General features: G+C 72.9%; 24 protein-coding genes, 1 pseudogene and 1 other annotated feature. Of the genes and pseudogenes, 13 read left to right on the top strand and 12 right to left on the bottom strand.

Annotated elements, in window-relative coordinates; genetic code table 11:
* The first annotated feature begins 170 nt into the window (after positions 1–170).
* Complete coding sequence (locus ACRYR7_RS00530) at positions 171–869, top strand: class I SAM-dependent methyltransferase (RefSeq protein WP_432570109.1); 699 nt, start codon at positions 171–173, stop codon at positions 867–869.
* Positions 870–926: 57 nt separating this feature from the next.
* On the opposite strand, the gene ACRYR7_RS00525 is transcribed toward ACRYR7_RS00530, so the two are convergent.
* Entirely contained in the window at positions 927–1,523 is a 597-nt protein-coding gene (locus ACRYR7_RS00525; protein WP_432570108.1) for a hypothetical protein, read from the bottom strand.
* Positions 1,520–2,224, bottom strand: coding sequence for an RNA polymerase sigma factor (locus ACRYR7_RS00520; protein ID WP_432570107.1), 705 nt, complete (start codon positions 2,222–2,224; stop codon positions 1,520–1,522). The genes ACRYR7_RS00525 and ACRYR7_RS00520 overlap by 4 nt, the downstream gene beginning before the upstream one ends.
* A 793-nt stretch (positions 2,225–3,017) precedes the next feature.
* Here ACRYR7_RS00520 and ACRYR7_RS00515 point away from each other — a divergent pair.
* The 3 genes from ACRYR7_RS00515 (at position 3,018) to ACRYR7_RS00505 (ending at position 5,856) form a co-directional block, all read left to right on the top strand.
* The gene (locus ACRYR7_RS00515) at positions 3,018–4,199 is read left to right on the top strand and encodes a hypothetical protein (protein ID WP_432570106.1); all 1,182 of its coding nucleotides are present in this window, start codon (positions 3,018–3,020) and stop codon (positions 4,197–4,199) included.
* A gap of 309 nt (positions 4,200–4,508) precedes the next feature.
* On the top strand, positions 4,509–4,952 hold the full coding sequence (locus ACRYR7_RS00510; protein ID WP_432570105.1) for a nucleotidyltransferase domain-containing protein: 444 nt from the start codon (positions 4,509–4,511) through the stop codon (positions 4,950–4,952).
* 181 nt (positions 4,953–5,133) lie between these two features.
* Complete coding sequence (locus ACRYR7_RS00505) at positions 5,134–5,856, top strand: Type 1 glutamine amidotransferase-like domain-containing protein (protein WP_432570104.1); 723 nt, start codon at positions 5,134–5,136, stop codon at positions 5,854–5,856.
* Between the two features lie 53 nt (positions 5,857–5,909).
* Here ACRYR7_RS00505 and ACRYR7_RS00500 read toward each other — a convergent pair whose 3' ends face one another.
* Together ACRYR7_RS00500 and ACRYR7_RS00495 are read right to left on the bottom strand one after the other, a co-directional pair.
* On the bottom strand, positions 5,910–6,686 hold the full coding sequence (locus tag ACRYR7_RS00500; RefSeq protein ID WP_432570103.1) for an AAC(3) family N-acetyltransferase: 777 nt from the start codon (positions 6,684–6,686) through the stop codon (positions 5,910–5,912).
* 219 nt (positions 6,687–6,905) lie between these two features.
* Positions 6,906–7,721 carry an aminoglycoside 6-adenylyltransferase gene (locus tag ACRYR7_RS00495; RefSeq protein WP_432570102.1) on the bottom strand — a complete coding sequence of 272 codons (816 nt, stop codon included), beginning with the start codon at positions 7,719–7,721 and terminating at the stop codon, positions 6,906–6,908.
* Between the two features lie 261 nt (positions 7,722–7,982).
* On the opposite strand from ACRYR7_RS00495, the gene ACRYR7_RS00490 reads away from it, so the two are divergent.
* Both ACRYR7_RS00490 and ACRYR7_RS00485 read left to right on the top strand, forming a co-directional pair.
* Positions 7,983–8,816, top strand: a complete 834-nt coding sequence (locus tag ACRYR7_RS00490; RefSeq protein WP_432570101.1) for an aminoglycoside adenylyltransferase domain-containing protein — start codon at positions 7,983–7,985, stop codon at positions 8,814–8,816.
* Positions 8,817–8,990: 174 nt separating this feature from the next.
* Positions 8,991–9,626, top strand: coding sequence for a GNAT family N-acetyltransferase (locus ACRYR7_RS00485; RefSeq protein ID WP_432570100.1), 636 nt, complete (start codon positions 8,991–8,993; stop codon positions 9,624–9,626).
* Positions 9,627–9,811: 185 nt separating this feature from the next.
* Here ACRYR7_RS00485 and ACRYR7_RS00480 read toward each other — a convergent pair whose 3' ends face one another.
* The 3 genes from ACRYR7_RS00480 to ACRYR7_RS00470 form a co-directional block, all read right to left on the bottom strand.
* Positions 9,812–10,282, bottom strand: a complete 471-nt coding sequence (locus ACRYR7_RS00480; protein ID WP_432570099.1) for a hypothetical protein — start codon at positions 10,280–10,282, stop codon at positions 9,812–9,814.
* Between the two features lie 195 nt (positions 10,283–10,477).
* Positions 10,478–10,948, bottom strand: coding sequence for a hypothetical protein (locus ACRYR7_RS00475; protein ID WP_432570098.1), 471 nt, complete (start codon positions 10,946–10,948; stop codon positions 10,478–10,480).
* 149 nt (positions 10,949–11,097) lie between these two features.
* Positions 11,098–11,505, bottom strand: a complete 408-nt coding sequence (locus tag ACRYR7_RS00470; RefSeq protein ID WP_432570097.1) for a hypothetical protein — start codon at positions 11,503–11,505, stop codon at positions 11,098–11,100.
* A gap of 69 nt (positions 11,506–11,574) precedes the next feature.
* Between ACRYR7_RS00470 and ACRYR7_RS00465 the strand changes: the two genes are divergently transcribed.
* The 3 genes from ACRYR7_RS00465 to ACRYR7_RS00455 all read left to right on the top strand — a co-directional run bounded on the left by ACRYR7_RS00465 (position 11,575) and on the right by ACRYR7_RS00455 (position 13,550).
* Entirely contained in the window at positions 11,575–12,039 is a 465-nt protein-coding gene (locus ACRYR7_RS00465) for a hypothetical protein (RefSeq protein ID WP_432570096.1), read from the top strand.
* A gap of 169 nt (positions 12,040–12,208) precedes the next feature.
* The gene (locus ACRYR7_RS00460) at positions 12,209–12,676 is read left to right on the top strand and encodes a hypothetical protein (RefSeq protein ID WP_432570095.1); all 468 of its coding nucleotides are present in this window, start codon (positions 12,209–12,211) and stop codon (positions 12,674–12,676) included.
* A 295-nt stretch (positions 12,677–12,971) separates the two neighbouring features.
* Complete coding sequence (locus tag ACRYR7_RS00455; protein WP_432570094.1) at positions 12,972–13,550, top strand: AAA family ATPase; 579 nt, start codon at positions 12,972–12,974, stop codon at positions 13,548–13,550.
* Positions 13,551–13,723: 173 nt separating this feature from the next.
* Here the strand turns inward: ACRYR7_RS00455 and ACRYR7_RS00450 are convergent, their stop codons facing one another.
* From ACRYR7_RS00450 to ACRYR7_RS00430, 5 genes are all read right to left on the bottom strand, one after another.
* Complete coding sequence (locus ACRYR7_RS00450) at positions 13,724–14,617, bottom strand: DUF4262 domain-containing protein (protein ID WP_432570093.1); 894 nt, start codon at positions 14,615–14,617, stop codon at positions 13,724–13,726.
* Positions 14,618–15,225: 608 nt separating this feature from the next.
* On the bottom strand, positions 15,226–15,654 hold the full coding sequence (locus ACRYR7_RS00445) for a hypothetical protein (RefSeq protein WP_432570092.1): 429 nt from the start codon (positions 15,652–15,654) through the stop codon (positions 15,226–15,228).
* Positions 15,655–15,984: 330 nt separating this feature from the next.
* Positions 15,985–16,272, bottom strand: coding sequence for a hypothetical protein (locus ACRYR7_RS00440; RefSeq protein WP_432570091.1), 288 nt, complete (start codon positions 16,270–16,272; stop codon positions 15,985–15,987).
* 11 nt (positions 16,273–16,283) lie between these two features.
* On the bottom strand, positions 16,284–16,586 hold the full coding sequence (locus ACRYR7_RS00435; protein ID WP_432570090.1) for a hypothetical protein: 303 nt from the start codon (positions 16,584–16,586) through the stop codon (positions 16,284–16,286).
* Positions 16,587–16,716: 130 nt separating this feature from the next.
* Positions 16,717–17,058: a hypothetical protein gene (locus tag ACRYR7_RS00430; RefSeq protein ID WP_432570089.1), complete on the bottom strand. Its 342-nt coding sequence runs from the start codon at positions 17,056–17,058 to the stop codon at positions 16,717–16,719.
* Between the two features lie 420 nt (positions 17,059–17,478).
* Between ACRYR7_RS00430 and ACRYR7_RS00425 the strand changes: the two genes are divergently transcribed.
* The 4 genes and pseudogenes from ACRYR7_RS00425 (at position 17,479) to ACRYR7_RS00410 (ending at position 25,148) form a co-directional block, all read left to right on the top strand.
* The gene (locus ACRYR7_RS00425; protein ID WP_432570088.1) at positions 17,479–18,183 is read left to right on the top strand and encodes a hypothetical protein; all 705 of its coding nucleotides are present in this window, start codon (positions 17,479–17,481) and stop codon (positions 18,181–18,183) included.
* Between the two features lie 205 nt (positions 18,184–18,388).
* Positions 18,389–19,747: pseudogene (locus tag ACRYR7_RS00420) on the top strand (IS3 family transposase).
* Positions 18,691–18,804 (top strand) — a sequence feature (AL1L pseudoknot). (Overlaps the previous pseudogene by 114 nt.)
* A gap of 281 nt (positions 19,748–20,028) precedes the next feature.
* Complete coding sequence (locus tag ACRYR7_RS00415) at positions 20,029–21,747, top strand: S8 family serine peptidase (RefSeq protein WP_432570087.1); 1,719 nt, start codon at positions 20,029–20,031, stop codon at positions 21,745–21,747.
* A gap of 377 nt (positions 21,748–22,124) precedes the next feature.
* Positions 22,125–25,148, top strand: a complete 3,024-nt coding sequence (locus ACRYR7_RS00410) for a putative bifunctional diguanylate cyclase/phosphodiesterase (RefSeq protein ID WP_432570086.1) — start codon at positions 22,125–22,127, stop codon at positions 25,146–25,148.
* Positions 25,149–25,349: the final 201 nt, after the last annotated feature.

Raw genomic sequence — 25,349 nt, 5'->3', positions numbered from 1 at the left:
CCTGTCAACGGATTGCGCGACAGACGCCAGCGGCCTTCGCCGCCTCGTCAATCTTGTCCGTGGGCGCCCGCGGCTGCTTGGATGCTGAAGGACGCGACGTGGCAGCGACGTGGCAGCGACGTGGCAGCGCAGGTGCAGCGGAGGTGCGACACGGTGGTGGCAGCACGGTGATGGCAAGCCTCGGTCAGCGCGCACTCACCTGGTGCGATCAGTGGAACCAGGCACACCCCTGGGACCACAACGCCCACCACCACCGCTGGATCGAGCGGCAGCTGCCCGCGCGCATCGGCACCGCCCTGGACGTCGGCTGCGGCACCGGGGAGCTGGCCCGCCGCCTCTCAGCGCGCGCCGGGCACGTCACCGGCCTGGACGTCGACCCCGCCAGCATCGAGACCGCACGGCGCCTGACGCGCGGGCAGGACAACGGGCAGGACCGCGGGCGGGGCGAGGTGGACTTCTACTGCGAGGACCTGCTGAGCGCGGACCTGCCCGGCGGCTACGACGTCATCACCGCCCTGGCGGTGCTGCACCACCTGCCCCTGGAGCCGGCGCTGAGCCGGCTGCGCGACCTGCTCGCCCCCGGCGGCACGCTGGTGGTCCTGGGCCTGTACCGCGAGCAGACGCCCTCGGACCACCTGCTCAGCACCGCCGCGATCCCCGCCAACCTGCTCGTGGGCACGGTGAAGACCCTGCAGCGGGGATCCAGCCGGCCACCGATCGCCATGAGCGCACCGACCGCGCCGGCCAGCACGAGCCTGCGCGAGATCCGCGAGGTCGCGCGCCGGCAGGTACCGGGAGCCGTGCTGCGCCGACACCTGTTCTGGCGCTACTCGCTGCGCTACACCGCCGCGCTGCAGGGGGACAGGTGAGCACAGCGCGCGCTGGCGTGGTGCTCTCTCACGGCGCAGGCCGTGACCTCGTCGACGTCAGCTCGCGACGACCTGCTCACCAGCGCGCGGCGCACGACCGATCGAGACCTCCCCGGAACCGCTGAAGCCGGCCGAGACCTGCACCGCCGTCGCGCACGGCGCCCCACCCGCCGTGAGGCAACCAGCGCGCGGCGCCACCGCCTCGATGCTGCCCAACGCCGGGTCGGAGGCGGTCATCACCACCGCCCCCACCAGCTGCGGTGCCGCCGGGACCAGGCTCACCCGGATGTCCAGGCCCCGCTGGGCGAAGGCCGCGCTCATCGCCGCCGCGGAGGCTTCCGGATCGGTGATCTCGGCCAGCAACGCGCCGCCGGCGTCGGCGCTGAACGTCACCCCGGCCGCGGCCACCGCGGGACCGGCCGGGGCTCCGGGCTCGCCCGGGGCCAGGACAACCACCCCGGCGACCGCCCCCGCCACGGCGACACCCAGCCCAAGACGCCACGCAAGCGGCCGGGTCGACCTGCGGATGGAGGAAGAAGGCCGTGCCGAGCGGCGGTGGAGAGCCGCGGCGGCCTCGCTCTGGAGCCACTGGCGGGTCAGGGCCTCACGCTCAGCGCTCATCGTCGGGGTGTGCAAGGGCAGCTGGGTGCTCACGGGGCCTCCTGCGTGGTGCGCTGGTCAGCAGCGGTCGGGGTGGCAGCAACAACGATCGGCACCACTTCGGGCGGCGCCCTGAAGACAGCCGGTGCGGGCGCGGCCTGGTCAGGTGCCTGGCTCTGGGAGAGGTTCCGCAGCCGGGCGCGGGCCCGCGACAGCCGCGAGCGCACGGTGCCGACCGGCACCCCCAGGGCGATCGAGGCGGCGGCGTAGTCCAGCCCCTGCCCCACGCACACCGCCAGCACGTCCTGGTCGTTGGCCGACAGGCGGGCGAAGGCGCGCCGGGCCGCAGCCAGGTCGCCCTGCAGGTCCAGGCGCTCGGCCACGTGCTCGGCGTGATCGGGACTGGTCAGCTCACCCGGCATGCGGGCCAGGGCCGCGCGGTGCCGGCGCGCGGTGCGCCAGCGCTGGCGGATCGTCCTGCCGGCCACGGCCAGGAACCACGGCAGCAGGCTGACCCCGTGCAGCTGGACCTGCTCGCGGCGGCGCCAGGCCTCCAGGAAGACGATGGAGGTCAAGTCCTCGGCATCGACCAGGGAGCCGGTGCGCTGGTGGCAGTAGGAGCGCACCGCGTAGTGGTGGCGGCTGAACAGCTCACCGAAGCAGTCGACCTCACCGGCCGCGGCACGCCGCCACAGCTGCTCGTCGGCCACCCCGCCGTGCCGGCCGAGGCCCTCTGCTGCGGCGGTGTCGTCCACGGGGGTCACACCCTCCTATGGCCGCAGCGACGAGCTGGTTCCACCCCATCTTGGCGCCCGCAAGACCTACCGCTCATGACGCCGTCCAGGTGCGGTCGCCGTCGCACAAACGGTGGCGTTCTCAGGTGAGCGCCGGACTACCTGCCTTCACCGGGCTTGGAGATCCTGGCATGTCAGGCGGCTGCGTCGCACTGCCCCTCACCCTTCCTCAGCGCCGCCCGACGGCTCCTGTCCCTACCCCTGCCGACGACGGTGGCGACCTGGGCGGGTACTGCGACGGCCAGCACGATCACCGCCACCCGAGCCCACCAAGGCAGCGACGAGCCCGCGGAGTCCATGCCCGCCACCACCTTGCAGAACAAGGCAGCGACCTCGAAGAGCCTGACCCAGCCGCTCTTGGCCGAGCTCTTCGCACCGGAGACCCACCACCGCCGCGGGCGAGCTTTCCCACAGGCTGAGACGGTTGAGGAGGCGGCCACCAGCATCAGCCAGAACGTCTAGAGCACGCCAGCATGCTGGTCCATGCCCACTGCCGCGTCGGGGTCATCTGCTGCAGCTGGGCCGATCGAGGACTCCCGCGGGTCGCCGCTGCCGGTACTCGGCGCCCTCGGCTTGGTCGGTGCTCTCGGCTCTCTCGGCTCTCTCGGCGCCCTCGGCTCTCTCGGCGCCCTCGGCTTGGTCGGTGCGCTCGTGGACGACGTGCACCGAGCCGCGCGATGATCCCGGTGGAACGGATGCTGCGCCTTCGACGTCCACTCCCAGTCACCCGGCACGCCGCGAGCACGGAGGAAGCATGCAGACCCCGCCCGTCCTCTCGTCCCTGGCCGCCTGCGCGATCGTGGTCGTCCTGTCCAGTTGCGGCACCCAGCCCGGCGCGCCGGAGCGTTCCGCGCCCCAGGACCGCGCGCTCGAGCACCGCAGCGCCTTCGACGACTCCGCCGCCGTGGCCGAAGCGCGCGCCCAGCTGCTGCAGGCCTGCCCCGCGCAGACCGACGTGGCCCGGCCGGTGATCCAGGACCCGAACGAGGGGTGGGTGACCGAGCTCGGCACGCTCGAGCAGGCCGTGGCGTTCCTGTGGGCCCAGGAGCAGGCCGTGGCCCTCGGCGCCTGGGCGCAGTGCACCTTCCCGGACTCCTACGCCGCCTTCCGCGTCGAGGAGGGCCGCGAGAGCGGGCAGCCCTACAGCGCCGTCCTCTCGGTCACCGACGCCGCCGGAGCCGATCCGCTGCGAAACGCGCCCTTGGGGGTGCTGGCCGGCCACGTCAGAGTCGAACGCGAGCCGTACTCGTTCCTGCAGATGTCGGGGCTGGCCAGCCGCGTCGACCAGGCGCTGCAGGCGTGCGACGCGCCGGCGGCAGCGCTGACCTCCTCCTCCATCGGGGTGGACACCTACACGCTCTACACCTCCTCCGGGGACAGCGTGCAGGCCTGCATCGACGACGCGCACGCGCGCGGTGACCTCGGCCACGAGCCCGGGGCTGCGCAGGTGGTGGTCCAGGACAGCGGATCGGAGGAGTCCCTCCTCGACGGCCCTGTGATCATCAAGACCGGGTCCCTGGGCGCCTACAACGCCTCCGGGACCGGCGGCCGGGTCGAGCTCGTCGACGGCTGCCTGCTGCTGGTCAACGACTCCCCCGACTCCCCCGACTCCCCCGACTCCCCTGAGTCGCCTGAGCAGCCCGAGTCGCCGGAGTCTTCCGGCTCCCCCGAGGCGTCGCTGCTGGTCTGGGAGCGGGGAACGGTCTGGGACCCGGTGACGCAGGAGGTGGTCCTGGACGGCGGGGTGCGCCTAGCCATGGGCGCCGAGGTCACCGCCGCCGGAGCCACCGAGGACGACCTGCCCCACGTCCTGGGCGTGGAGGGTGAGCGGGCCGCCCGCGCGTGCGGCGGGGTCGGGACGAGCGAGCTCAGCAGCGGCGGCCGCGCGATCCGTTCCGGTGCGTGGCCGGTCGACGTCGCACGCACCTTCGAGTGACCTCACCCCTCCACGACGGAACATCGGCGCCAGCACCACCACACCCGTGCAAGGCGAGGCGAGGCGGCCGATCACGTGACGCAAAGGGTTCGATTGGACGTCTCAAAAACGGTGGCAGGCTCAGCTGGTCAATGCAACACCGACGCGGCAGCACCTAGGAGCACCAGCCCCGCTCGCGCCGACGAACGGACCGGACCCCGCGCCGCCCTCCCACACCGGCGAGTACCGACGAGCCCCCAGGAGCCCCGACGAGCCCCGACGAGTCCCGACGAGTCCCGACGAGTCCGACAGCCTTGCGATCATGCCGCCGTGAGCGCACGCCTGAAAGGCCGCCGACGCCAGGTGGACCACCTCCTACACGACCTGACCGCCTGGGCCCAGCACCAGCCCCGCATCCAAGGCTTGGCCCTGGTCGGCTCCTACGCGCGCGGGCACGAACGCACGGCCAGCGACGTCGACATCATGATCCTCACCGAGGACCTCGACTCCTGCTCCCTGGCCAGTGGGTGGTTCCAGCGGCTGCGGCCCGGCAGCAGGCTCGTCAGGGCCGCTGCCTTCGGGCCCGTGCGCGAGCAGCGCTACCGCCTGCGCTGCGGCCTGCTGGCCGAGATCGACCTGGCCCCCACCTCCTGGGCGCAGGTCCCCCTGGACGCGGGCACGCACCGCGTCCTGGCCGACGGGCACCGCACCCTGCACGACCCGCACGCCCTGCTGGCGCGCGCCGCCGCAGCGCTGAAGACCCCCGTGCGCTGAGCGCCGGCGTGCCCACACCTGCCGCTGTCGTGCACGCCCGGCCACGTCGAACCGTCCGGCCATATCGAGCTACCACCGCCACTGAGCTGCCGAGCCGTCGAGTTGCCGAGCTGCGCGGAGCCCGGCAGCGCTGCTGCAAAGCGCTGGACCACCCCCGCAGCAACCCAGCACGATGATCGCCATGACGGGCATCCACCTGGGCGGCGGCGGCAGCGAGCACGACGAGGCAGCCCTGTGGGAGGAGGCGTTCACCCCTGGGCAGCGGGTGAGCATCTGGCCCTTCGCCATGCCACCCGGCCCAGCCAGGACAAGCAGCGTGCAGTGGTTCGCCGGCGCGCTGCGCACTCGCGGGGAGTTCACCATCGACGCCTGGGGACTGCAGGTCGATGACGACCACGCCGGTGACGAGTACGCCGGTGACCACCACAGCGCTGAGCGCCTGCACCGCAGCGACGTCGTGGCCATCCCCGGCGGCAACACCTTCGCCCTGCTGCACCACCTGCAGCGCCACGACCTGCTTCGCGCCCTGGGCGCCTTCCTCGACGGCGGTGGACGGGTCTACGGCGGCAGCGCCGGCGCGATCGTGCTGGGTGCGGACACCGCCATCGCCAGGGCCGAGGACCGCAACGACGCCGGTGTGATCGACACCCGCGGCCTGGACCGCCTGGCCGGCGCAGTCGTCCGGCCCCACTACCGGCCCGGTCAGCAGGCCGAGCTGCGGCAGTGGGCCAAGGAGCGCCAGCAGGTGGTCCTGGCCCTGCCCGAACGCAGCGGCCTTGTCGTGAGCGGCACCACCGAACACGTCACCGCGCGCAACGTCGGACCCGCGTCGGTTCAGGTCTTCACCCCCACCGGCCAGCAGGACCGCGCGGCAGGTGCGAGCTGGAACCTTCGCGAGTCTTGATGCTCATGGCGATGACCGACTGCGGTGTGACCTGACGCCGGACCACGCCAGCCTCACCCCAGGAGCGGTCCACCACGCACCGCGTCCAGGCACGGCAGACAACGCGCAGCGCACACCGTGGCGGCCGGATCCTCACCGATGACCCGGCGCGCGACCTCCAACACCGCCTCCGCCGGGTAGACGCGCCACACGCTCTGACCGACAGCCCGGCGCGCCTGCAGGTGCGCCAGGTGCGGGCCCAGCTGCTCGAAGCCTTCCGAGCAACCGCCCACGACGACCATCTCCACCTGCTCCTCCACCGCGGCCCAACGCCGCAGCGGCACCCGCCCGGCCAGGACCTCGGCGTGGTGCAGCAGCGTCATCCGCGTCAGGCCCACCCCGGCCAGCACCACCAGACCCTCATGCTCGGCCAGCGCGGCCAGCGGTGCGAAGACGTCCACCGGCGTCTGCTGCGCCACCAGCTCCTGCGCGCCAGCGCCCAGGGCCGTGAAGGAGCACAGCGGGTGGTTCCCGCGCCGGCGCCCGGGGCGGGTGAGCACCTCCGCCGGCACCGCACCGGTGTCGGTCTCGTTGGAGGAAGGCGTGAAGCAGGGTGTCTGGCCACCGTCGCGCGCATCGGGGTCCAGGGGGCGACCGCCCTGCTCGTCCCAGCCGGTGTAGTCCACGCCGTTGCGCGCAGGGCGCAGGTCCCCCGGAGCGCTGAGCGCGTAGCGCCGGTAGCTGAAGGTGGGCACCAGCAAGGTGGCGCCTGCGTCGGTGAAGGCGTCCACCAGCGCACCGGCGCCACCAAGGACGGGGCCGTGCGAGCGCAGCGAGGAGTGCAGGCACACCGGCCGGCCCGCCAGGTCGAGGTCGGCGTCGAGACCGGCGACAGCAGCCTTCAGCTACTGGGCGGAGAGGACCACCGCACCACCGTGCGGTAGGACGGGCGCGCCCGCAATCGACTCACCTCTCACGCCGCTGCGCAGGTGTTCACCGTGGGCAGCGAGCGGTCGGGTACAGCTGAGGGATGCCGGCCCGCGGGTGCGCCTGCGCACCGCGGTGCCGCGTCAGCGAGCGGCAAGCTCGGGGCGCGTGGCGAGGATGGCCTCGATCTCGGCGCGCAGCTTCTGGTGGTCGAAGGGCTCAAAGCCCAGCCGCGCCTGCACGCGCACGGCCAGCCGGGCGAACAGCTCCACGCTGGCGCGCAGCGCGGCGGCGGTGTCCACCGCGTCGAGGTGCCCCCAGCACTCCTGCAGCGCCTGGCGCACCTCGAGGTCCATCCACTGCCCCATCCGGGTGCCCAGGTAGCGGGTGTCGAAGCCGGGCCCGTAGCGGGCGCGGTGGTCCCACTCGATGAACAGCAGCAGCTGCTCCTTCAAGCCCTGGTCGCGCACCTTGGCCATCCACAGCTCCTCGCGCACCGCGGCCTTGGCGCACATCAACGCCTGCGAGTAGCCCCAGTGCAGCGCCTGCTCGAGGTCGGCGGCCGTGGGCAGCGGCGCCGCGGGCCGGGCCAGCGTCAACTGCGCCGCCCGGGCGTCCTTGTCCACCAGCACCCGGAAGGGCCGTTCCCGGCAGAGCCCACCGATCAGCTGCGCGTCGATGACGGTGAGGTCCAGCTTGCCGCCGGCGTAGTACACGATCCGGGAGGGGTACCAGTCCGCAGCGTGCAGGCGCTCGACCACCAGCACCTCACCGAGGCGGTTCCACCAGGAGTCCTCGGCCAGCAGCGGGGCCGGGTCCAGGGCGTAGACCTCGATGTCGCGGTCCGAGAGCGGGTGCACCTGACCGGCCGCCGCGGACCCGGTCAGCAGCAGCGCACGCACGTTCTCCTCCGCCTGCGCCCACCGGGTCAGAGCACCGATCACCTCGTCGTAGTCCACGTCACCACGCTGCCAGGTCCTGCTGGCCCAGCACCAGATCATCACCGGTGGCAACCGCTCCCCAGCTACCCGGCGAGGCGTAGAGCGCTGCTCCACCAGCACACGCACCTGCCGTACTACTGGCACGGCCGTCGCCTCAAGAACGGTGGTGAGACGCCAAGCTCGCACCACGCAGCGTCACGGTGAGCTTAATGATCTTCCGCTCACGTCGAGGTGCGAGTGATGTCGCCCCCACGGCAGTGAGGTCTAGCGTGAGGGTCCGTGGACGATGCGAACCTCGACGCGCCCGACGCCGCGGCTTCGCTGTACGCATCCCGCCAGGTGCTGGACCACCTCATCGAACAGGCTGACGAGATCCTCGGAGAGGACCTCGTGGGCGCCTATCAAGTGGGCTCCTTCGCCCTCGGTGGCGGTGATGCCGCCAGCGACGTCGACTTCCTCATCGTCCTCGAACACGACGCCGACCACGAGCAGGAAGCAGCCCTGCGCGAGCTGCACGCCCGACTGCCCGACCTACCGGGCCCCTGGGCCCAGCACCTGGAAGGTAGCTACGCCCCTCGCGAGCAACTGCGCCGCCCGGCGCACCCGCCACGGGCCTGGCTGTACGTGGACAACGGCGACCGCCATCTGCAGCGCTCCACCCACGATGATTCCCTGGCCACCCGCTGGGTCGCCCGCGAACACGGCATCATCCTGGCCGGCCCCGCCCCCAGCTCGCTCATCGACCCCATCAACGCCGAGCAGCTGCGCCTCGATGCGCTGCAGGTGCTCGCGGTCTGGGACCACGACCTGCACGCCCGCCCCGACCAGTTCCAGGACACCTGGTCCCAGCAGCAGCACGTCCTGGGGCTGTGCCGGCTGCTGCACCGCAGCCTGCTCGGCGTGGTCACCACCAAGGTGAGGGCGGGACGCTGGGCCCTGTCCGCTCTCCAGGACAGGTGGCACCCCCTCATCGAAGCAGCGATCGGAGGGCGCCGCGACGGGTGGGCCCGTCTGCACCAGCCGGTCCGGGCTGAAGGTGTCCAGGCCACCCACGGCTTCCACCAGCACGTGATGGCCCGCGCCGGCCTGCACCAGACGCCCACCCGCCCGTGAGCTGGTGGCTCGCTCATGTCGCCTTCAACGCGCTGATCATGGATGACCGAGCGGGGCCGGCACATGACCGGGCCGCGCATGACGATGGACAGAGGAGCCGGGTGAGGCCGAAACGGCGTTCCACATCGCATACCCAGGTGACCCACCGGCCACGACAGCGACAGGATCCTCCCTGTGAGGACGCTGCCCTGGCCCGCTGAGCAACCGACCCTGCAGGCCGCCGGCGTGCGGCTGCGGCCCTGGCGGGTCGAGGACGCCCCCGCGGTCCACGCCGCCTGCCAGGACCCCGACATCCAGCGCTGGACCACCGTGCCGGTGCCCTACGGCCCTGACGCCGCGGGGGCGCTGGTGCGCGAGGTGGCTCCGCGGCAGTGGCGGGCGCGCACCGGCGCACTGTTCGCCGTCACCTCCGCCGAGGACGGCGACGAGGCAGGTGGCGGTAGCGCAGGTGGCGGTAGCGCAGGTGGCGGTAGCGCAGGTGGCGGTAGCGCAGGTGATGGCGGCCACGACGTGCTCGCCTCGTGCGGTCTGGTCTTCGTCGATGCGGAGGAGCGGGTCGCTGAGGTCGGCTACTGGGCAGCGCCTTGGGCCAGGGGACGCGGGGTGGTGCGCCGCGCGGTGCAGCTGCTCGCGGCGTGGGCGACCACTGAGGGCGGACTGGATCGGCTGGAGCTCTACGTCGACGTCGACAACCTCCCCTCGCGCGCCCTGGCCCGAGCCGTGGGCGCTGAGGAGGAGGGCGTGCTGCGCAGGAAGGTCCTGCACCGTGGGCAACGGCGAGACGTGGTGCTGTACGCGCTGCTGGCCTGAGCAGCCGCGCAGGCCAACACGTCCTGCGGTCGTTCCACCGCGCCCGGCGTTCCTGGTGCGAGCACGGCAGGTAGCCGGACCTCACAGTCATCCCGCGGTGTGCGCGCTATCGCCGGCGGCAGGCGACTTCACTCACCTGCCGATGTCCGCCAGATCATCGCAAGCCCCCTCGAGAGCAGCAGGGCCTACTCCGACGACTCCCCGGACCGCAGGTGACGCTCCAGCGCGGCGACCTCTTCAGGGCTCACCACCGGCTCGAAGTCCAGGTGCTCGCTGGGGCGCATGCCCGCCCCCGAGCCGGGCAGCACCACCAGCCACGCAGCCTCCGGTCCGAACCAGTACGCCTGCCCGGCCGCCCTCACATCCAGCCAGTCCTGCGGGTCGGTGGGCTCCCCCGCAGTGACCACCCGCACCCACTGCCCCTCGCTGCCGTACGGCGGCCTGGGCACCACCACCTCCAAGTGCTCCCCGGCGATGCGCTCCAGCGGCACGCCGAAGACCCGGGCCGCGCCCTCGCGCGCCACCGTGCGCACCTGCCCGGTCTGGCCGGTGGCGCCCACCAGCACCTCACCGTCGAGACCTTCGACGAGCACCGCGCAGGAGCGGTCCGGCTCGTGGCGGACCCGTGCCCGCACGTGCAGCGGAGCATCAGCCATCTCAGGATCATCGGCCGTGCGCACCGCTCCCGCCAGGGCCGTGCATGCGCGGTCACGGCGTGGTCAACGCGCGATCATGACCGGCCGAGACGTTCGCTCGTGCCGACGAGCGAGCAGCCGGGAATGTCCCCTCATGGCCGCGACCAAACCCAGGGAGCCCGCTCAAGACCAGGTGGTCGTGCAGGCTGAGCGAGCTCAAACAGGCTGCTGCTCGACCACGCAGTCGACGTCATCAGTGCGGTCGACGTCGTCGCCCTCCACGATGCGCACCTGCACCGGTACGCCAGCTCGCGGTTGCAAGGACGCCGAGCAGCTCCACACCGGCGCTGGATCGAAGTCCGAGGAGTCGGGATCATCAGGACAGTCACGGCCGAACATGCCGCACCCCACCTGGGAGGCGCTCAGCTCGTAGCTGCCCGGTGGAAGCGCTTCGTCCAAGAGCACCAGGCCTGCGGGGTCCACTGTGACCGCTTTGGTCGCCGATCCGGTGATCAGCTCCTGGGTGTCGGCGGCGGTGACCCGCACCAGGAAGGAGCTCGGCGAATCAGTGAGCCCGCGTCCCCACATGAGCCGGACCGTCACCGGCACGCCGCCCTCTTCGTCACCAGGCGCAGGGGCCGTGGAGCCTGAGGTGCAGCCCGCTACCAAGGCTGCGGCCAGCAGCACGGTCTCGATCGGACCTCGTCGACGCGACGGCATGTCTCAGGATGCTCCCTCGATGGAGCGTCGGTCAGAACGTTGCCCCATCCGCACACGGAGCCCTGCGGGCGGACGTCACGGTCATCCCGCAATGAGCGAGCGGTCAGGTGCTCACATCATGCGGGACGGATCACCGCGCGAGGCGCCTCAGTGCGGGTGGGCGGGGTAGGTACCTGCACGGCCCAGGGCTCGAGGACTGCTGCGGCCTCGCTCGACCCCAGCACACCCGACGGCTGCGGAGACGGGACGAGGAACGGGTGGACCAGCTCAGCCTCGGGGCGGGGAGCTGTGCGGCTGGGACTGGGGCTGGCCAGGGGCGTCGCCGCGGCCTGCGCTGGCGGCGCGGTGGTCTCGTCGTCGCTGAGGCCGGGTACCACCATGACGGCGGTCAGAGTGAGGGCAAGGGCGGAGAGGCCGAGCAGGCTGGTGGAGCGACGAGGACGCTTCACGCTGATCTCCTTGCGCCGTGTGGGTGAGGTGAGACCCCTGTCGGCATCGTGGGCCGGCTTCTTGAGCGGCAGCACGTCCGGTCATCCCGCAGGTCGCGCTCGATCCGATGATCACAAGGTCGACGTGAGCGGTAGAACGAGGACGTGGACGCCGCAGCCCAGACCTCAGCACGCATCCAGGCCGACCCCGCCCGGTGGGCCCAAGACGTGCACACCGCCCTCCTGCGCCGGCTCAGCGATCCGGCCCGCCAGCTGCCCGTCACCGGCGGGCGGGTGCACGTGCTGCGCTCCTGGACCGACGTCGAGGAAGGGCACCCGGTGGTGCACGTGGTCTACCGCCACCCCTGGTGGCACGTCACCACCGGTCTGCGCCGCCACCTCGACCAGGTCCAGCACTACCCGCTGAACCTGCCCGAGCCCGGCCTCGACCCCGCCCTCGACCTCGCCGAGCACCTCGTGGCCGGCGACGTCGAGGAGTCCCTGGGCGCGGTGCTGCAATCGATGGTCCCCGACCAGGAGGGGGTATGGTGGTGGGGCGATCCACCCCTGCCCGCCGACGAGACGCGGCGAGGACCAGCGCCGGGAGCCGGCCACCGGCGGCGCCACTGACCCCGCACGCACCCCCGCAGGCCTCCGCTCACGGCATCGACGCCGCACGGGCGCGCCGATCAGCACACGTGAGCCGGTCAGCACACGTCAGCCGTCAGCACGCGCACCTCGTCAGCCCCTCGCGCGCGGCTGCCCCGCTCGCCGAGGACACCTCGGGCAGGATCGGGCCGTGACAGCTCCGGTGACCTACGTGCGCTACCAGCTCAGCGCACCCGACCCCCGCGGGCGCCACCTCGGCGTCTTCGCCGCCGTCAACGCCCTGCGCAAGCACGGACGCCTCACCCCCGAGCAGGAGGCCTTCGTCGAGCGCGCCAACGCCGCCTACGACGCCGCCTACCCCGACCCCACCAGCGTGGACCCCACCGTCTACGACCGCGCCCGCCACCCGCTGGCCGCGGCCTGGTTCAAGGACAGCGCCACCCACCTGCTCACCGGCATCGCCGGCTACCTGGACCTGCTCGACGCCCACGGCCTGCCCTGGCAGCGCCTGCGCACCAGCGAGCCCGGCCGGGTGGTCTACGAGGACGAGCACCAGGTCGTCGTCACACCCCACAGCACCCGCAGCACCCACGGCGCCGGCAGCAACCACAGCACTGGCAGCACGGGCGGCACGGGCGGCACGGGCGGCAGCGTGTGAACCTCCCGGCGCCCCCGTCGCCCCTGAGGCCGCGGCCGCACGCGGTACCGACCACACGTTCACCCCCTGACCCCCGAACCCCGCTCCCCACTCCGCGCGACGTCCCAGGGACGCCGGGCAGCGGGCAACAGCGGACGACAGCGGGCGACAGCGGGCGACCGGGAAAGCCGCTGGCCCCCCAAGCGCGCGGTCGGTACAACGAGGGGCACGACCACGTGCCCGACCCCGGCCTCAGGAGCACCGGGATCAGCAGCAGGCGGTGCCCCACCGAGGCGACGACGAGAGGACGACCGCCATGGACCGCGCGACGGCAGTCTTGATGGTCGGCCTGCCCGGCGCCGGCAAGACCACCCGCGCCCGCCACCTCGAGCAGCACCTGCCCGCCCTGCGCCTGAGCCCGGACGAGTGGATGACCCCCCTCTACGGCGACCTGTTCGCCGACCTCGTCGACGACCCCCAGGCCGCCGGCAAGCGCGACGTGCTCGAGGGCCGGCTGCTGTGGACCGCGCTGCGCGCCGCCGAGCAGGGCCTGAGCGTCATCGTCGACTTCGGGCTGTGGGCGCGCGAGGAGCGCCACGCCCTGCACCAGCTCTTCAACGCCGTCGGAGCCCAGTGCCGCACCGAGTACCTGGCCGTGGACCCGCACACCCAGCTGGCGCGCATCCACGCACGTTTCGAGCGCACCCCCGGGCAGGCCTTCGCCCTCAGCGCCCAGGACCTGGCGCGCTGGCGGCAGGACTTCGAGGAACCCACCGCCGAGGAGCTGGCCGGCGCGCTGCCGCCTGCGGCCCCACCACCGCACCGGTCGTGGGCGGCGTGGGCCGCGGCCCGCTGGCCCTCACTGTGCGACACCGGCGGCGACCCGACGCTGTGAGCAGCACCTACCGGTTGAGCCGCACCCGCGCGCTCACGACCACCGGTTCAGGCGCTTACCCCGGCACCGTCGCACCGCCGCACGCGCAGACCCGCTCGCAGCCAGCGCCGCGGCGTCGCTGACACCTCGCTGCGCCAGCGCCTCGACGGCTCCAGGAGAAGCCGCTACCGCGCTCAGGGCTGGGGCAGCCCGTGCGGCCACTGCACCCACGCACTGCCGTGAGCACCCGAGCGGGTGGCACGCACCCCGGCCGGCACAGCGTGCAGGTCCCGCAGCGAGGAGTCCAGCGCGAACAGGTGCGCACGGGCCACCCCCAGCAGCGGCGGGCTCGGCAGCAGCACGTGAGCCTCGTCGTGCGTGAAGCACCACGCGTCCTGCTCGGTGTGCCAGGCGCTGGTGACCGCCGCCCCGCCCAACACCTGCGGGCTGACGGCGACGACCTCCGGGTCGCTGATGGCACCCACCGCGCCCACGCCGCCCACCGCGCCCGCGTCGCGCTCGCCGGCGACGTCATCGAACTCCGCGGTGACGTCACCGGCCACGTCACCAGCGGCGTCGCCGGCTACGTCGCCGGGCTCGGCGCCGGGTGCGGGCAGGGCCAGCGCCGCGGCCGGCACGGGGCCGCGCAGGCGCTGCTGCTCCAGGGGGTTGCGGTAGCCCAGGTGCCAGGGCAGGCGTCCGGTGGAGTCCGTCCACACCAGCTGCACCGCCTCGGTGCGCCCGTACACCTCTTCCACCGCGTCCAGCTCGCTGACGTCCACCGCGCGCAGGAAGACCACCGGGGCCGGCCGCGCGGTCAGGTCGGTGCGCACGGTGCCCGCGGGGAAGCGGTCGCCGGCGCGCACGTCCTCGGCGACCATGTTCAGGAAGGCGTGCGCGGAGGTCTGCGGCAGCCCCTCGATGACGACCTCGGGGTGACCCAAAGCGGACAAGCCCACGGTGTAGGTGAACTCGGAGCGGGCGCTGCCGACCTCGGGGAAGACGTGGCGCACCGCCACGCCGTGCTCGCCGATCATCGCCAGCAGCTCCCGGTGCAGCCGCGCGCGCGCGTCGTCCTCGTAGCTCACGACCCGACGCTACTGCCCGCCCGCACCGCGCACGGTGCGCGCGCGGTGTGCCGCGCCCCGGCGCGGTGCGGGTCTGCCCTTTCACCGCCCCAGGTGCACCAGAGCACGCACCTGCCACCACGCCAGCACCACGCTGGGGTCTGCTGCACGCTCTGGTGGCAGCGCCCGCTCTCCAGCGGCAGCAGGTCACGCCACGAACTCCGCCACCGCGCCGCGCGCACCACCGACAGCACGACGGGCGCGCCCGCAAGGCGCCCGCAAAGTACCCGGCCGGTGCCCGGTGCTTGTCCTGGACGTAGCGCTGTGGCGCGCCCAGATCCACTAGCAGCACCCGCTGCACCCCGATCAGCAGGTACTGCGCCACGCTCACCGCAGTGCTGGGCGGTGCGGCACGCAGCCCTGGGCGCGCACACCCGCCCGCGCCACGGGCCGGCACCACCGGCAGATGCCGCGCTCGGCACACCCACCCCCGCAACGTCGCCAACGCCGCTTTCCGCCCCCGCCACAGGCCCGCTGGCACAGCGCGCGGAACGCACCACGACGGCGCGAACCGTGCTGCGCCCGCTCACGGCGCGGGCCGGCGGCTGCGTCCTAGGCGGCGCTCTCGACTAACGAAGCTCGGCGACGTACTCGGCGAACACCTCACCCCGATCCGCCAGGCTCACCCACAGGGTCCTGGCCCTCAGGGGCGGGGCGTTGAAGCGCAACCCCCAGTCCACGTCCTGGACAGGACCCCAACCGCCGAGGGTGGCGTACCAGCTGCCCAGGTCATCGCGCAGCGAGATCACCGGGTGCGGGCCACCGGCGCGCTCGTCCTGCGCCCGCGGGACGGCGGAGGACGAGCGCTCGATGCGGAACCCGACCAGCGTGCTCATGCCCACGCGCAAGACCCCCAAGTTCGCCCAGGTGCCCGGTTCGCCGTGCGTGCGGCGGAACGAGAGCTCACGGAAGGGGCGCTCTCGCACCGTCACGTGCGCCTCCGAGCCGTCGAGGCCGTTGACGATCCAGGTGATGGACTCCTTGTCGCGATCAGCCACGTGCGGTGACTCCCCCGGCTGCCGGTGCCGGTCCACCAGGTCGACCACGCGACTCCAGAGGTGCTCGCCGTGAGAGTCGTGGGTGATCGGCAAGCCGGAGGGCATCCGCCCAAGCTACTGCGCTGGGCCAAGCGCGGTCATGGCTACGGGCGGGTCTGCCGCACGATCCGACGACACCGACCTGTCAGCGGACCCCGCAGCCAACCTGCCCTCATCGAGGTCGGCGACCGCTACGCACTGCCGCACCACCGCTGCATCGCCCCGTCATCCCGTCATCCGCCCCGGGCCCCGCGTGCACCAGCCCACCTGGACGGCAACGCCGCACCGGCCTCAAACGGCGTCGATCATGATGTCGGACTGCGCCTGCAGGGGGTCGTGCGCAGGCGACTCAGCGAGCTCGCCCCGCAGCCGCTGCGCCAGCTCCGGCCCCCTCTGCGGCCAGGCGCTGAACCCGGCCCCTTGCACGTACCGGCCGAGGCGGACCAGCCGCTGCTCGGCCAGGGCCAGGGCGCACGCAACAGCCGCCTCGAAGGAGCAAGCGGCCCCCTGCTCGCGCGCGATGGACACGATCTCAGCCACCGACACCCACTCACCACGCGCCCGGTCGAGGACCTCCACCTCGAGAGGAGTCACCGCGCGCCCACCGCCTCACGGCCGCGGCGGCTGGATCGCCACTTCGCGCCGTGCCGGTGCGGCATGCGCTGCACGTGCTCACCAAGACGGCGGACCCCCTCCTCGCTCGCCCGTGGCGAGGAGCTCAGCTCCTGCTCGCCGAAGGTGCTGCTTCTCCCGTCGATCGTGACGGACCAAGCCTGCTCGCGCGGCCACCGGCGCGCTTGAGCGACTGCGCCGAAGTCCTCGCAGTCCCGGCGCGCGATGCGCACCAGCGCCCCGTCGAGCGCCCCGTCGTCGGCCTCACCGCGGTGGCTCACGCGGGCAGGTGAGCGATGGACCACCTCGCCGGCCCTAATGGCGGTCCTGAGGTCTTGTGCACGATCTGGTGACAGGTCGGCGCCACGAGATCGCGCAGAAGAGCCGTACGCCCGTCGACCGCCTCGACCGCTACGTGCGGTGGCGCTCTCGCAGGCACCGCGGCACAGCGAGCACGACGCTGGTGATCGCAGCAGCGACGAGCAAGCCCAGTGACAGCAGCACCCAGATCGCCGCACCGAAGGGATCGCTGCGCGCGATCGGCCAGAACGCGACGGCAGCGTGCGGAACCACCGCCAGCACAGGACCCCACCACCGCCCCACCCGCAGATCACCCAGCACCACGACGATCACCAGCGTGACCAGGTCACCAGCCACCAGCCACCCGCTCGCCGAAGGGGCGGCCGCCTCGTCAAGGAGCCACCAGGCCAACCACACCCACCACGACAGCGCGCTGGCCGCGGCCAGCCCCACCGCCCACCAGCGCCGCACCGCCCGAGGTGCCCCAGCTCCGCCCGCGCCGACCACTGCGACCACCTCACTCGATCGACACCCGATCGATGTCCGATCGACGCCTGGTCAACGCCTGGTCGACGCCGCGCTGCTCCCACGAAGGGATCACCACGCTAGGGGGTGCGGCCTCGCCCGGGCGGCCTCTTGACCACGCCCACCCATCCGGCCCAGCAACCCCACCAGCCAGGCCAGCTCGCGCTCGTGGCGCACGAGCGGCGACCGCCTGGAGAACCCTCACCTCTGCGGCGCCAAGCCGTCACCACTCACCATCCCGGCGGGCTTGACGATCTTCGGCTCCTGCCGGCGGGCTCCGGCGCTCACCCGTTCAGCCGCTCAAGGACACGCGCTCAAGTGCCGAAGCGGACCTGCCGAGAACCCGCCATGCCCAGAGCGCTGCGCACCACCCTGGCCCTGGCGCTCAGCACCCCCGCGCTGCTGCTCTCCAGCGCCCACGCCCCACCCGGCGCCACGACCCTCGAGGGCTTGGCCCCCAGCGAGGCGTCCACCTCGGTGGCCTCGGTGACCTCAGCGCTGGCCGCGCAGCAGCACATCCCCGCCGACTGCTACACCTCCAGCCTGTACAACTACCCCGCCGGTGCACCCGGTGTGCCGGACCTGGACGCTGTCCAGGACGAGCTGGCCGGACTGGCCCGCATCCGGGAGCAGGCCCTGCCCGCCTACTTCACCGACGGCGCCCACGGCGGTGACGACGACGCCTCCGGCACCGGCGCCGGGACCGGTGCCGGTGCCGGTGGTGAAGGTGGTGAAGGTGGTGAAGGTGGTGAAGGTGGTGAAGGTGGTGACGAGCGTGCGATGCGCGTGGCGCAGGCCGCGGAGGTCGCCGCGCTGAAGACCCTCAGCGCACCCGGCGCCCACCGCTGGAGCCAGCACGGCCTCCTGCACCTGAGCGTGCACAACGAGCACGGGCAGCTGCTGGCCCAGGCCGACTACCACCCCGCCGGCTACCACCCCGCCGGCCACGGCGAGCCCTCCACCGAGCCCGCCGGCTACCTGATGGGCACCCTCACCTACGCCGCCGGTGCAGTGCTCACCGGCGGGCAGGGCTGCACCACGGCCGGCAGCTGAACACCTGCCCCAGACGATCTGCCACTCCGCATCCAGAGCGCGATCGCCGTGTGAAGATCGATCGGTTGTGCAATGGGCTGGCCGGGGCACCGACGCACACCCACACCGGTGCACCTGCCCTCGCGCCCGGCAACCATGCGCGCCTGTCAAGGCCCGGGTCTGATGGAGACCTGCAACCGGCGCCTCCGAGAGGATGATGGTCTCCATGGCTGCGCCCAGGAACTATCCCGACGAGCTGCGTGAGCGCGCGATCCGCCTGGCACTCGAGGCCCGCCGCGACCCGGCGACCAGGACCGGCGCGGTCAAGCGGGTCGCCGGCCAGCTCGGCATCAACGCCGAGACCCTGCGCAACTGGGTCGCCCAGGCCGAGGTCGTCCCCCGCACGCGGGAGGTACCCCCATCCGGTGACCGGCCCGGCACCACGACGTCCGACGCGCAGCGGCTGGCAGAGCTGGAGAAGGAAGTGCGTGAACTTCGTCGAGCCAACGAAATCTTGCGTCGCGCGTCGGCTTTCTTCGCGGCGGAGCTCGACCGCCCATCGCGCTGAGCGTCGAGTTCATCGACAGCAACAAGCAGGAGCTGGGAGTCGAGCCGATCTGCCGTGAGCTGCAGATCGCCCCCAGCACCTACTACGCCGCCCGAAACCGAGCTCCCTCGGCCCGTGCGCTCAGCGACCGATCCGCCCTGGTCGAGATCGACGAGGTGCTCCCCCGCACGCGGGTGGTACCCCCAGCCCAGAACCTGCGCGTGTACGGGTCCAGGAAGCTGCACGCCGCGATCAACCACCGCCGCGCACAGCGCGCCGATCCAGGCGAGGAGCCGACCCGCATCGCCCGCTGCACCGTGGAGAGGTTGATGCGCTCAGCTGGGCTGCACGGGCTGCGCCGCAGCGGCAAGCCGCCGCGAACAACGGTCCCGGCTCCGCCCGATCACCGGCCGGACCTGGTGCAGCGCCGGTTCAGCGCCGAACGCCCGGACCGCCTCTGGGTCGCCGACATTCCCCCAGCGCGGGCGCTGGGAGGTGCCCCCACGCACATCCGCACGTGTTCGGGGTGGGTGTACGCCGCCTTCGTCACCGACGTCTGCACCCGACGCGTGGTGGGTTGGCAGGTCGCCACCCACCTGCGCACCGAGCTGGCTCTGGATGCGCTGCAGATGGCGTTCTGGGCCCGCCGGCGTGAGGGTGTGGACCTGAGGGGGTTGACGCACCACAGCGACAAAGGAGTTCAACACGTCGCGGTTCGCTACGGCGAGCGCCTGGCCGCCGATGGCGCGATCACCTCGGTGGGCTCCACCGGTCATTCCTGCGACAACGCGATGGCGCAGGCGTTCAACTCCCTCTTCAAGGCCGAGTGCCTCCGCAACCCGCACCTGCCCGGTCGCGAGGGGCCCTGGCGTGGCATCGACGACGTGGAGATCGCGGTGGCGGGTGCAGGTACCTCCCATGCAGTGGGGGAACGTGGACTGCTACAACCACCGTCGCCTGCACGGTGAGCTCGGCATGGTCCCGCCTGCCGAGTACGAAGCCCGCTTCGCCGACCACCCCATGAGGATCACCGGCTGAGCGTTGCGTGGTGCCCTTTATGGAACCCGCGCCTTGGCACAGCAGCACGGTCCTGCCAGCGCGGTCAGCTCAGCCGCGATGAGCACCCGCAGGGCTCACGCCTCCCGAGTGCGGCAGTCGGGGCATTCGCTTGCGCCGTTCAGGTGAGGATCGTGACTGCTCGTCGATGTGCTCGCCCATCGGTGGCACCTTGATCCCCGATCAGTGGTTACCGACAGCGACAAGGTGGGGCTGGAATGCGGCGTGGTGTGGTGTGGACCGGCAAGGGACGAGCCGTTGCGGTGCTGGCCGGATTGGCGGTCAGCACCGCCCCGCTGGTCTCGGCGCCGGCGGCGCTGGCAGCCGCGGGCGTGCAGGCGCCCGCGAGCGCTGCGCTGGCCGCCTCCGCGCTGAACACCTCCTCCTCGCCCACCTCGAGGGCCGCCACCGCCGGGGCGGGTGCGGGAGCGGGGATCGGCCAGAGGGCGGGGATCGTCGAAGGCGATTGGGGTTCGCGCTCCGCTGCGCACGCCGCTGCGGGCGCGGCTGCGCAGCCGGTGGCCGGCTACGACCCGGCGGCCGATGCGGGCTCGCTGGAGACCATCGCCTCCGCGATCGGCGCTCGCAAGGTGTGGGAGCGGCGCGATGCGCAGGGCGCGCCCATCACCGGTGAGGGCGTGACGGTGGCCGTGCTCGACAGCGGTGTCGCGCCCGTGGCCGGCCTGGACGGTGCCGGAGAGCTGGTGCAGGGCCCGGACCTGTCCCTGGAGAGCAACAGCCGCACCCCGATGGGCCCGGACACCTTCGGGCACGGCACCCACCTGGCCGGCATCATCGCCGCCGGTGGAACCCGTGAGGGCGCGGCCAGCGCCGACGCGCAGCTGGGCGTGGCGCCCGATGCGCAGCTGCTGGCCCTGAAGCTGGCCACCACCGACGGCAGCACCGACGTCAGCCAGGTCATCGCCGCCTTGGACTGGGTCGTGCAGCACCAGCACGACGCGGGCATGAACGTGCGCGTGGTCAACCTCTCCTTCGGCACCGACTCGCTGCAGCCGTACCAGGTCGACCCGCTGGCCGCGGCCGCGGAGAACGCCTGGCGCCACGGTCTGGTCGTGGTCGTCTCCGCCGGCAACGACGGCCCCGGCGCCGGGCGGCTGAGCAACCCGGCCATCGACCCCTACGTCATCGCCGTGGGGGCCTCCGACGCCGGCGGCCAGGTCGTCGGCTGGTCCGCACCGCAGGTGGCCTCCTTCTCCTCGCGCGGCAGCGAGCAGCGCCACGTGGACCTGCTCGCCCCGGGCCGCTCCATCGTCTCGCTGCGCCAGCCCGGCTCGTTCATCGACACCAACAACCCCCAGGGCCTGGTCGCCGGTGACGACAGTGCGCAGCTCTTCCGCGGCAGCGGCACCTCGCAGGCGGCGGCCGTGGTCAGCGGGGCAGCGGCGCTGCTGCTGCAGGCCCACCCGCAGCTGACGCCGGACCAGGTCAAGGCAGCCTTGACCTCCACGGCCACCGAACTGCCCGGCGTCGACGTCGTGGACCAAGGCGCCGGCCAGCTCGACGTGGCCGCCGCGCTGACGGCGGTGCCGGCCATCACCGCCGCCGACCGCGCCGCCGACCGCGCCGCCGACCGTGCCGCTGCAGGCACCGCAGCGCTCAGCTCGCGGCAGAGCTTCGTGCCGGGCACCGGGCTGGGCAGCATCGACGCCGCGCGCGGCAGTGCCCGCCTGGTCGACCCTGACAACGGCGCCGTGCTCAGCGGTGAGGTGGACGTGCAGGGTCACCCGTGGGACGCGCAGGCGTGGGCGAGCGCCTCGGCCACCGCCACCGCCTGGGACGGTGGGCTGTGGAGGGGGCAGCGCTGGAGCGGGGACGGCTGGACCTCCACCGGCTGGCAGACCGCGCGCTGGAGCACCGCCCGCTGGTCCACCGCCCGCTGGTCCACCGCCCGCTGGTCCACCGCCCGCTGGTCCACCGCCCGCTGGTCCACCGCCCGCTGGTCCACCGCCCGCTGGAGCTGACGAGCAGCACTCGAGCGGCGCGCCGCACGGCCCTCCGCACGTGCGAGCACCCCGTCACGAGATCGTGGCGGGGTGCTCGCACGTGTGGGCTGCTGGCGTGCCCGGGCGCTCGAACGCTGCGACTGCGGCCGCAGCTTGCGCTGGCTGCAGCGCTGGACAGGGCCCTGGAGACCCGGAGCGCCGCGGCAGCGTCGCGGCGAAGCCGTCGTCGTGGCGCGGGCCTGTCCACCTCCTGGCCGGTGGCACCCGTTCGGGGGACATGGCTCCCCGCACCGGCGTCGGTGGTTCAGGTTGATCACCACCGTGCCGAAGCGATCTTCGTCTTGAGCTGACAGGAGGCGGTCGTGGGATCGCGTGGAGCAAGTCGCAGGATCACCGTGCGCAGGCCCGGCCCTCGCACCGCGACGCTGGCGCTGAGCGCGACGATCGCCGTCGCGGGCCTGGCGCTGCTGGGGCACCTGCCCACCGGCTCGGTACTACCCGCACCGGTGGGAACCGGTGCACTGGCCATCGCAGGGGCGTTGTTCGTCGTCTTCTTCCTGACCGAGCTGGGGCAGGCGCTGGTGGAGGTGCGCCGCCAGGCGTACTCCTTCTCCCTCTCGGGCATCCCGCTGTTGCTGGGACTGCTGTACTGCCCACCGCAGCACCTGGTCGCCGTCAGGGTCGGCGCGGCGGTGCTCGCCTTCGCCCTGCAGCGCACGAGCGCGCTCAAGCTGGTGTTCAACACCGCCTCCTACCTGCTGGACGCGGTGGTGCTCATCGTCGTGGCCGGCCACCTCGTCGGCGCCCGCCCGGCGCTGTCCTTGGACACCGCCGCCGGGTGCTACCTGAGCATGGCGTTGGGCGATGCGATGACCAGCGTGCTGGTGCTGGCGGTCATCCGCATCAACTCCGGGCCGATGAGCAGAGCCGATGCGGCTCGCGCCCTGGTCCCGGCGTCGGTCTTCGTGGTCATCAACGTCGTCGTGGGGTGCATCGCCGCGCTGCTGCTGGCGCACGGCGCTCTCGGGCTGGTGCTGCTGCTCGCCTTCACCACCGTCACCACCGCCGGCTACCGCGGTTACCTGGTGCTGCGCCGCCGCCACCGCTCCTTGGAGCTGGTGCAGGAGTTCATCGAGCTGAGCACCAACCTGAGCAACGACAACGCTGACATCGCCGGTGCTGACAGCACCGGCGCTGACGGCACCGGCGAGGAGCACGCCCACCGGGATCGCGCCGATGGCCCTGCACCGCTCGGTGCTTCGGCTTCCAACGACTCAGGCAGCTCTTCCGCAGCCACCGCCACCACCGTCGTCACGAGCGCCGAGGCCGCGCCGACGGCTGTGAGCGGCGGAGCCGCCGAGGACACCGGTGCCGCCACGCCGGCCACGGCTCTGCACGCGCGCTTGCTGCAGCACATCCGCACCGTGCTGCGCGCAGAACGGGTCGAGCTGGTGCTCGAGGTCCCGGGCTCGCACGACACCTGGGACGACGACGGCACCCGGGGCACCTGGGGCACCTGGGGCACCTGGGGCACCTGGGGCACCTGGGGCACCGGCGAAGCCCGGGCCGCCCAGCGCTCCACGGGCACCGCAGCGGGCCTGCGCTGGGTGGCTGACGAGCGCGGTGCGCGCATCGTGCGCACCGGGCGGCGCGGGCACGACGCAGCGGCGCACCAACTGCTGAGCGAGCAGCAGGCGTGGCTGATCACGCACCGCAGCCGCCAGCCGCACGCGCGGCGCTGGCTGGCCGAGCACGACTGCGACGAGGCCCTGCTGGTGGCGCTGCCGGGCGCCGGCGGCGCGGGCGCCCTGGCGGTCTTCGAGCGCATCGGGGACCGCACCAGCTTCACGCGCGACGACCTGACGCTGCTGCAGGCCCTCGCCGGCCACCTGGGCGTGGCCGTGCACAACGCGCACCTGCTGCAGCAGCTGCACTGGGACGCCACCCACGACACGCTCACCGACCTGCCCAACCGGGCGGTGCTGACCCAGGACGTGGAGGCCGCCCTGCGCCTGCGCACCGGCGCCCGCCCGGTGGTGCTGCTGCTGGACCTGGACCGCTTCAAGGAGGTCAACGACGCCCTGGGCCACCACGTCGGCGACCAGCTGCTGCAGGTGGCCGCCCGGCGCATCAGCGCCGTGGCACCCCCCAGCGCCACCGTCGCGCGCCTGGGCGGTGACGAGTTCGCCGTCCTGCTGCTCGAGGGAGCCGACGCCCCGGCGCAGGCGCAGCTGCTCGCGCGCTCGATCACCGCCGCGCTGCACGAGCCCGTGGAGCTGCCCGAGGCCACCGTCAGCACCGCTACCAGCATCGGCATCGCCGCACCCGTGCCCGGCGCCAGCAGCGCCGACCTGCTGCGCCACGCCGACACCGCCATGTACGCAGCCAAGCGCAACGGCGGCGGCACCGTGGTCTACACCGACGCCCTGGACCACGGCCGCGCCGAGCGGCTGTCCCTGCTCGCCGACCTGCATCAGGCCGTCGTCGACGGTGAGCTGACCTTGCACTACCAGCCCAAGCTCGACCTGGCCTTCGGCGTGATCACCAGCGTCGAGGCCCTCGTGCGCTGGCACCACCCGCGCCTGGGCCCGCTGGCGCCGGACACCTTCGTGCCGCTGGCGGAGTCCACCGGGCTGATCGAGCCGTTCACCGAGCACGTCCTGAGCACTGCACTGGCGCAGTGCCGCGCGTGGATCGAGCAGGGCATCGAGATCTCCGTCGCGGTGAACCTCTCCGCGCGCAACGTCGGCAACGAACACCTGCCCGAGCAGGTCGCCGCAGCCCTGGTGCGCGCCGGCGTCCCCGCGCACCACCTCATCCTGGAGATCACCGAGAGCGCCGTCATGGGTGATCCCGAGCACACCGTTCCCATCCTGCAGCGCTTGGCCGCCATCGGGGTCACCATCTCGCTGGACGACTTCGGCACCGGGTACTCCAGCCTGTCGTACCTGCAGCGCCTGCCCGTGCAGGAGGTCAAGATCGACCGCTCCTTCATCACCGGGCTGGCCACCAGCGCGGACACCACCGACCTCACCGACACCACCGAAGAGGCGGAGAACCTCGAGAACCCCGGGAACTCAGGTGCCCCGGACGCGTGCAGGCTCCCCGTGCCACGACCCCGGCCGCTGCCCGACGCTGGTGCAGTGACCGGCCCGGCGGCCGACGCGGCCCAGCGCAGGACCACCCCACGCAGCACCCGAGCAACCAGCGCAGCCCTGATCCGCAGCATCACCGGTTTGAAGAACGCCCTGGGGTTGCGCATCGTGGCCGAAGGCGTCGAGGACGCCGCCACCGTGCAGGTGCTGCGCGAACTGGGGTGCGACCTCGTACAGGGCTACCACATCAGCCGTCCCGCACCCGCCGCTGACCTGACACCCCTGCTGCTTCGCAGCTCGCTGACCGGACAAGCCTCGCGCTGAGCACTGCGGCAGTAGACGCCCGCACAGCAACCCGCCCAGCGGCAGGACGTCGCCGGAGCGCTGCCGATCTCACCGGCAGCAGACGGGTGCACGGCACCCCGGCACCCCGGCACCCCGGCACCCCGGCACCCCGGCACCCCGGCACCCCGGCACCCCGGCACCCCGGCACCCCGGCACCCCGGCACCCCGGCACCCCGGCCA

Source organism: Kineococcus gurbantunggutensis, assembly GCF_050871925.1.
In the GTDB taxonomy this organism is placed as follows: Bacteria; Actinomycetota; Actinomycetes; order Actinomycetales; family Kineococcaceae; genus Kineococcus.
This window is presented reverse-complemented; position numbering and strand designations above follow the sequence as displayed.

Excerpts from the sequence above, each read along its gene's own strand:
- ACRYR7_RS00530 (WP_432570109.1), top strand. The coding sequence starts at position 171 with ATGGCAAGCCTCGGTCAGCGCGCACTCACCTGGTGCGATCAGTGGAAC.
- ACRYR7_RS00455 (WP_432570094.1), top strand. The coding sequence starts at position 12,972 with ATGGACCGCGCGACGGCAGTCTTGATGGTCGGCCTGCCCGGCGCCGGC.
- ACRYR7_RS00515 (WP_432570106.1), top strand. The coding sequence starts at position 3,018 with ATGCAGACCCCGCCCGTCCTCTCGTCCCTGGCCGCCTGCGCGATCGTG.
- ACRYR7_RS00505 (WP_432570104.1), top strand. The coding sequence starts at position 5,134 with ATGACGGGCATCCACCTGGGCGGCGGCGGCAGCGAGCACGACGAGGCA.
- ACRYR7_RS00425 (WP_432570088.1), top strand. The coding sequence starts at position 17,479 with ATGCCCAGAGCGCTGCGCACCACCCTGGCCCTGGCGCTCAGCACCCCC.
- ACRYR7_RS00480 (WP_432570099.1), bottom strand. The coding sequence starts at position 10,282 with ATGGCTGATGCTCCGCTGCACGTGCGGGCACGGGTCCGCCACGAGCCG.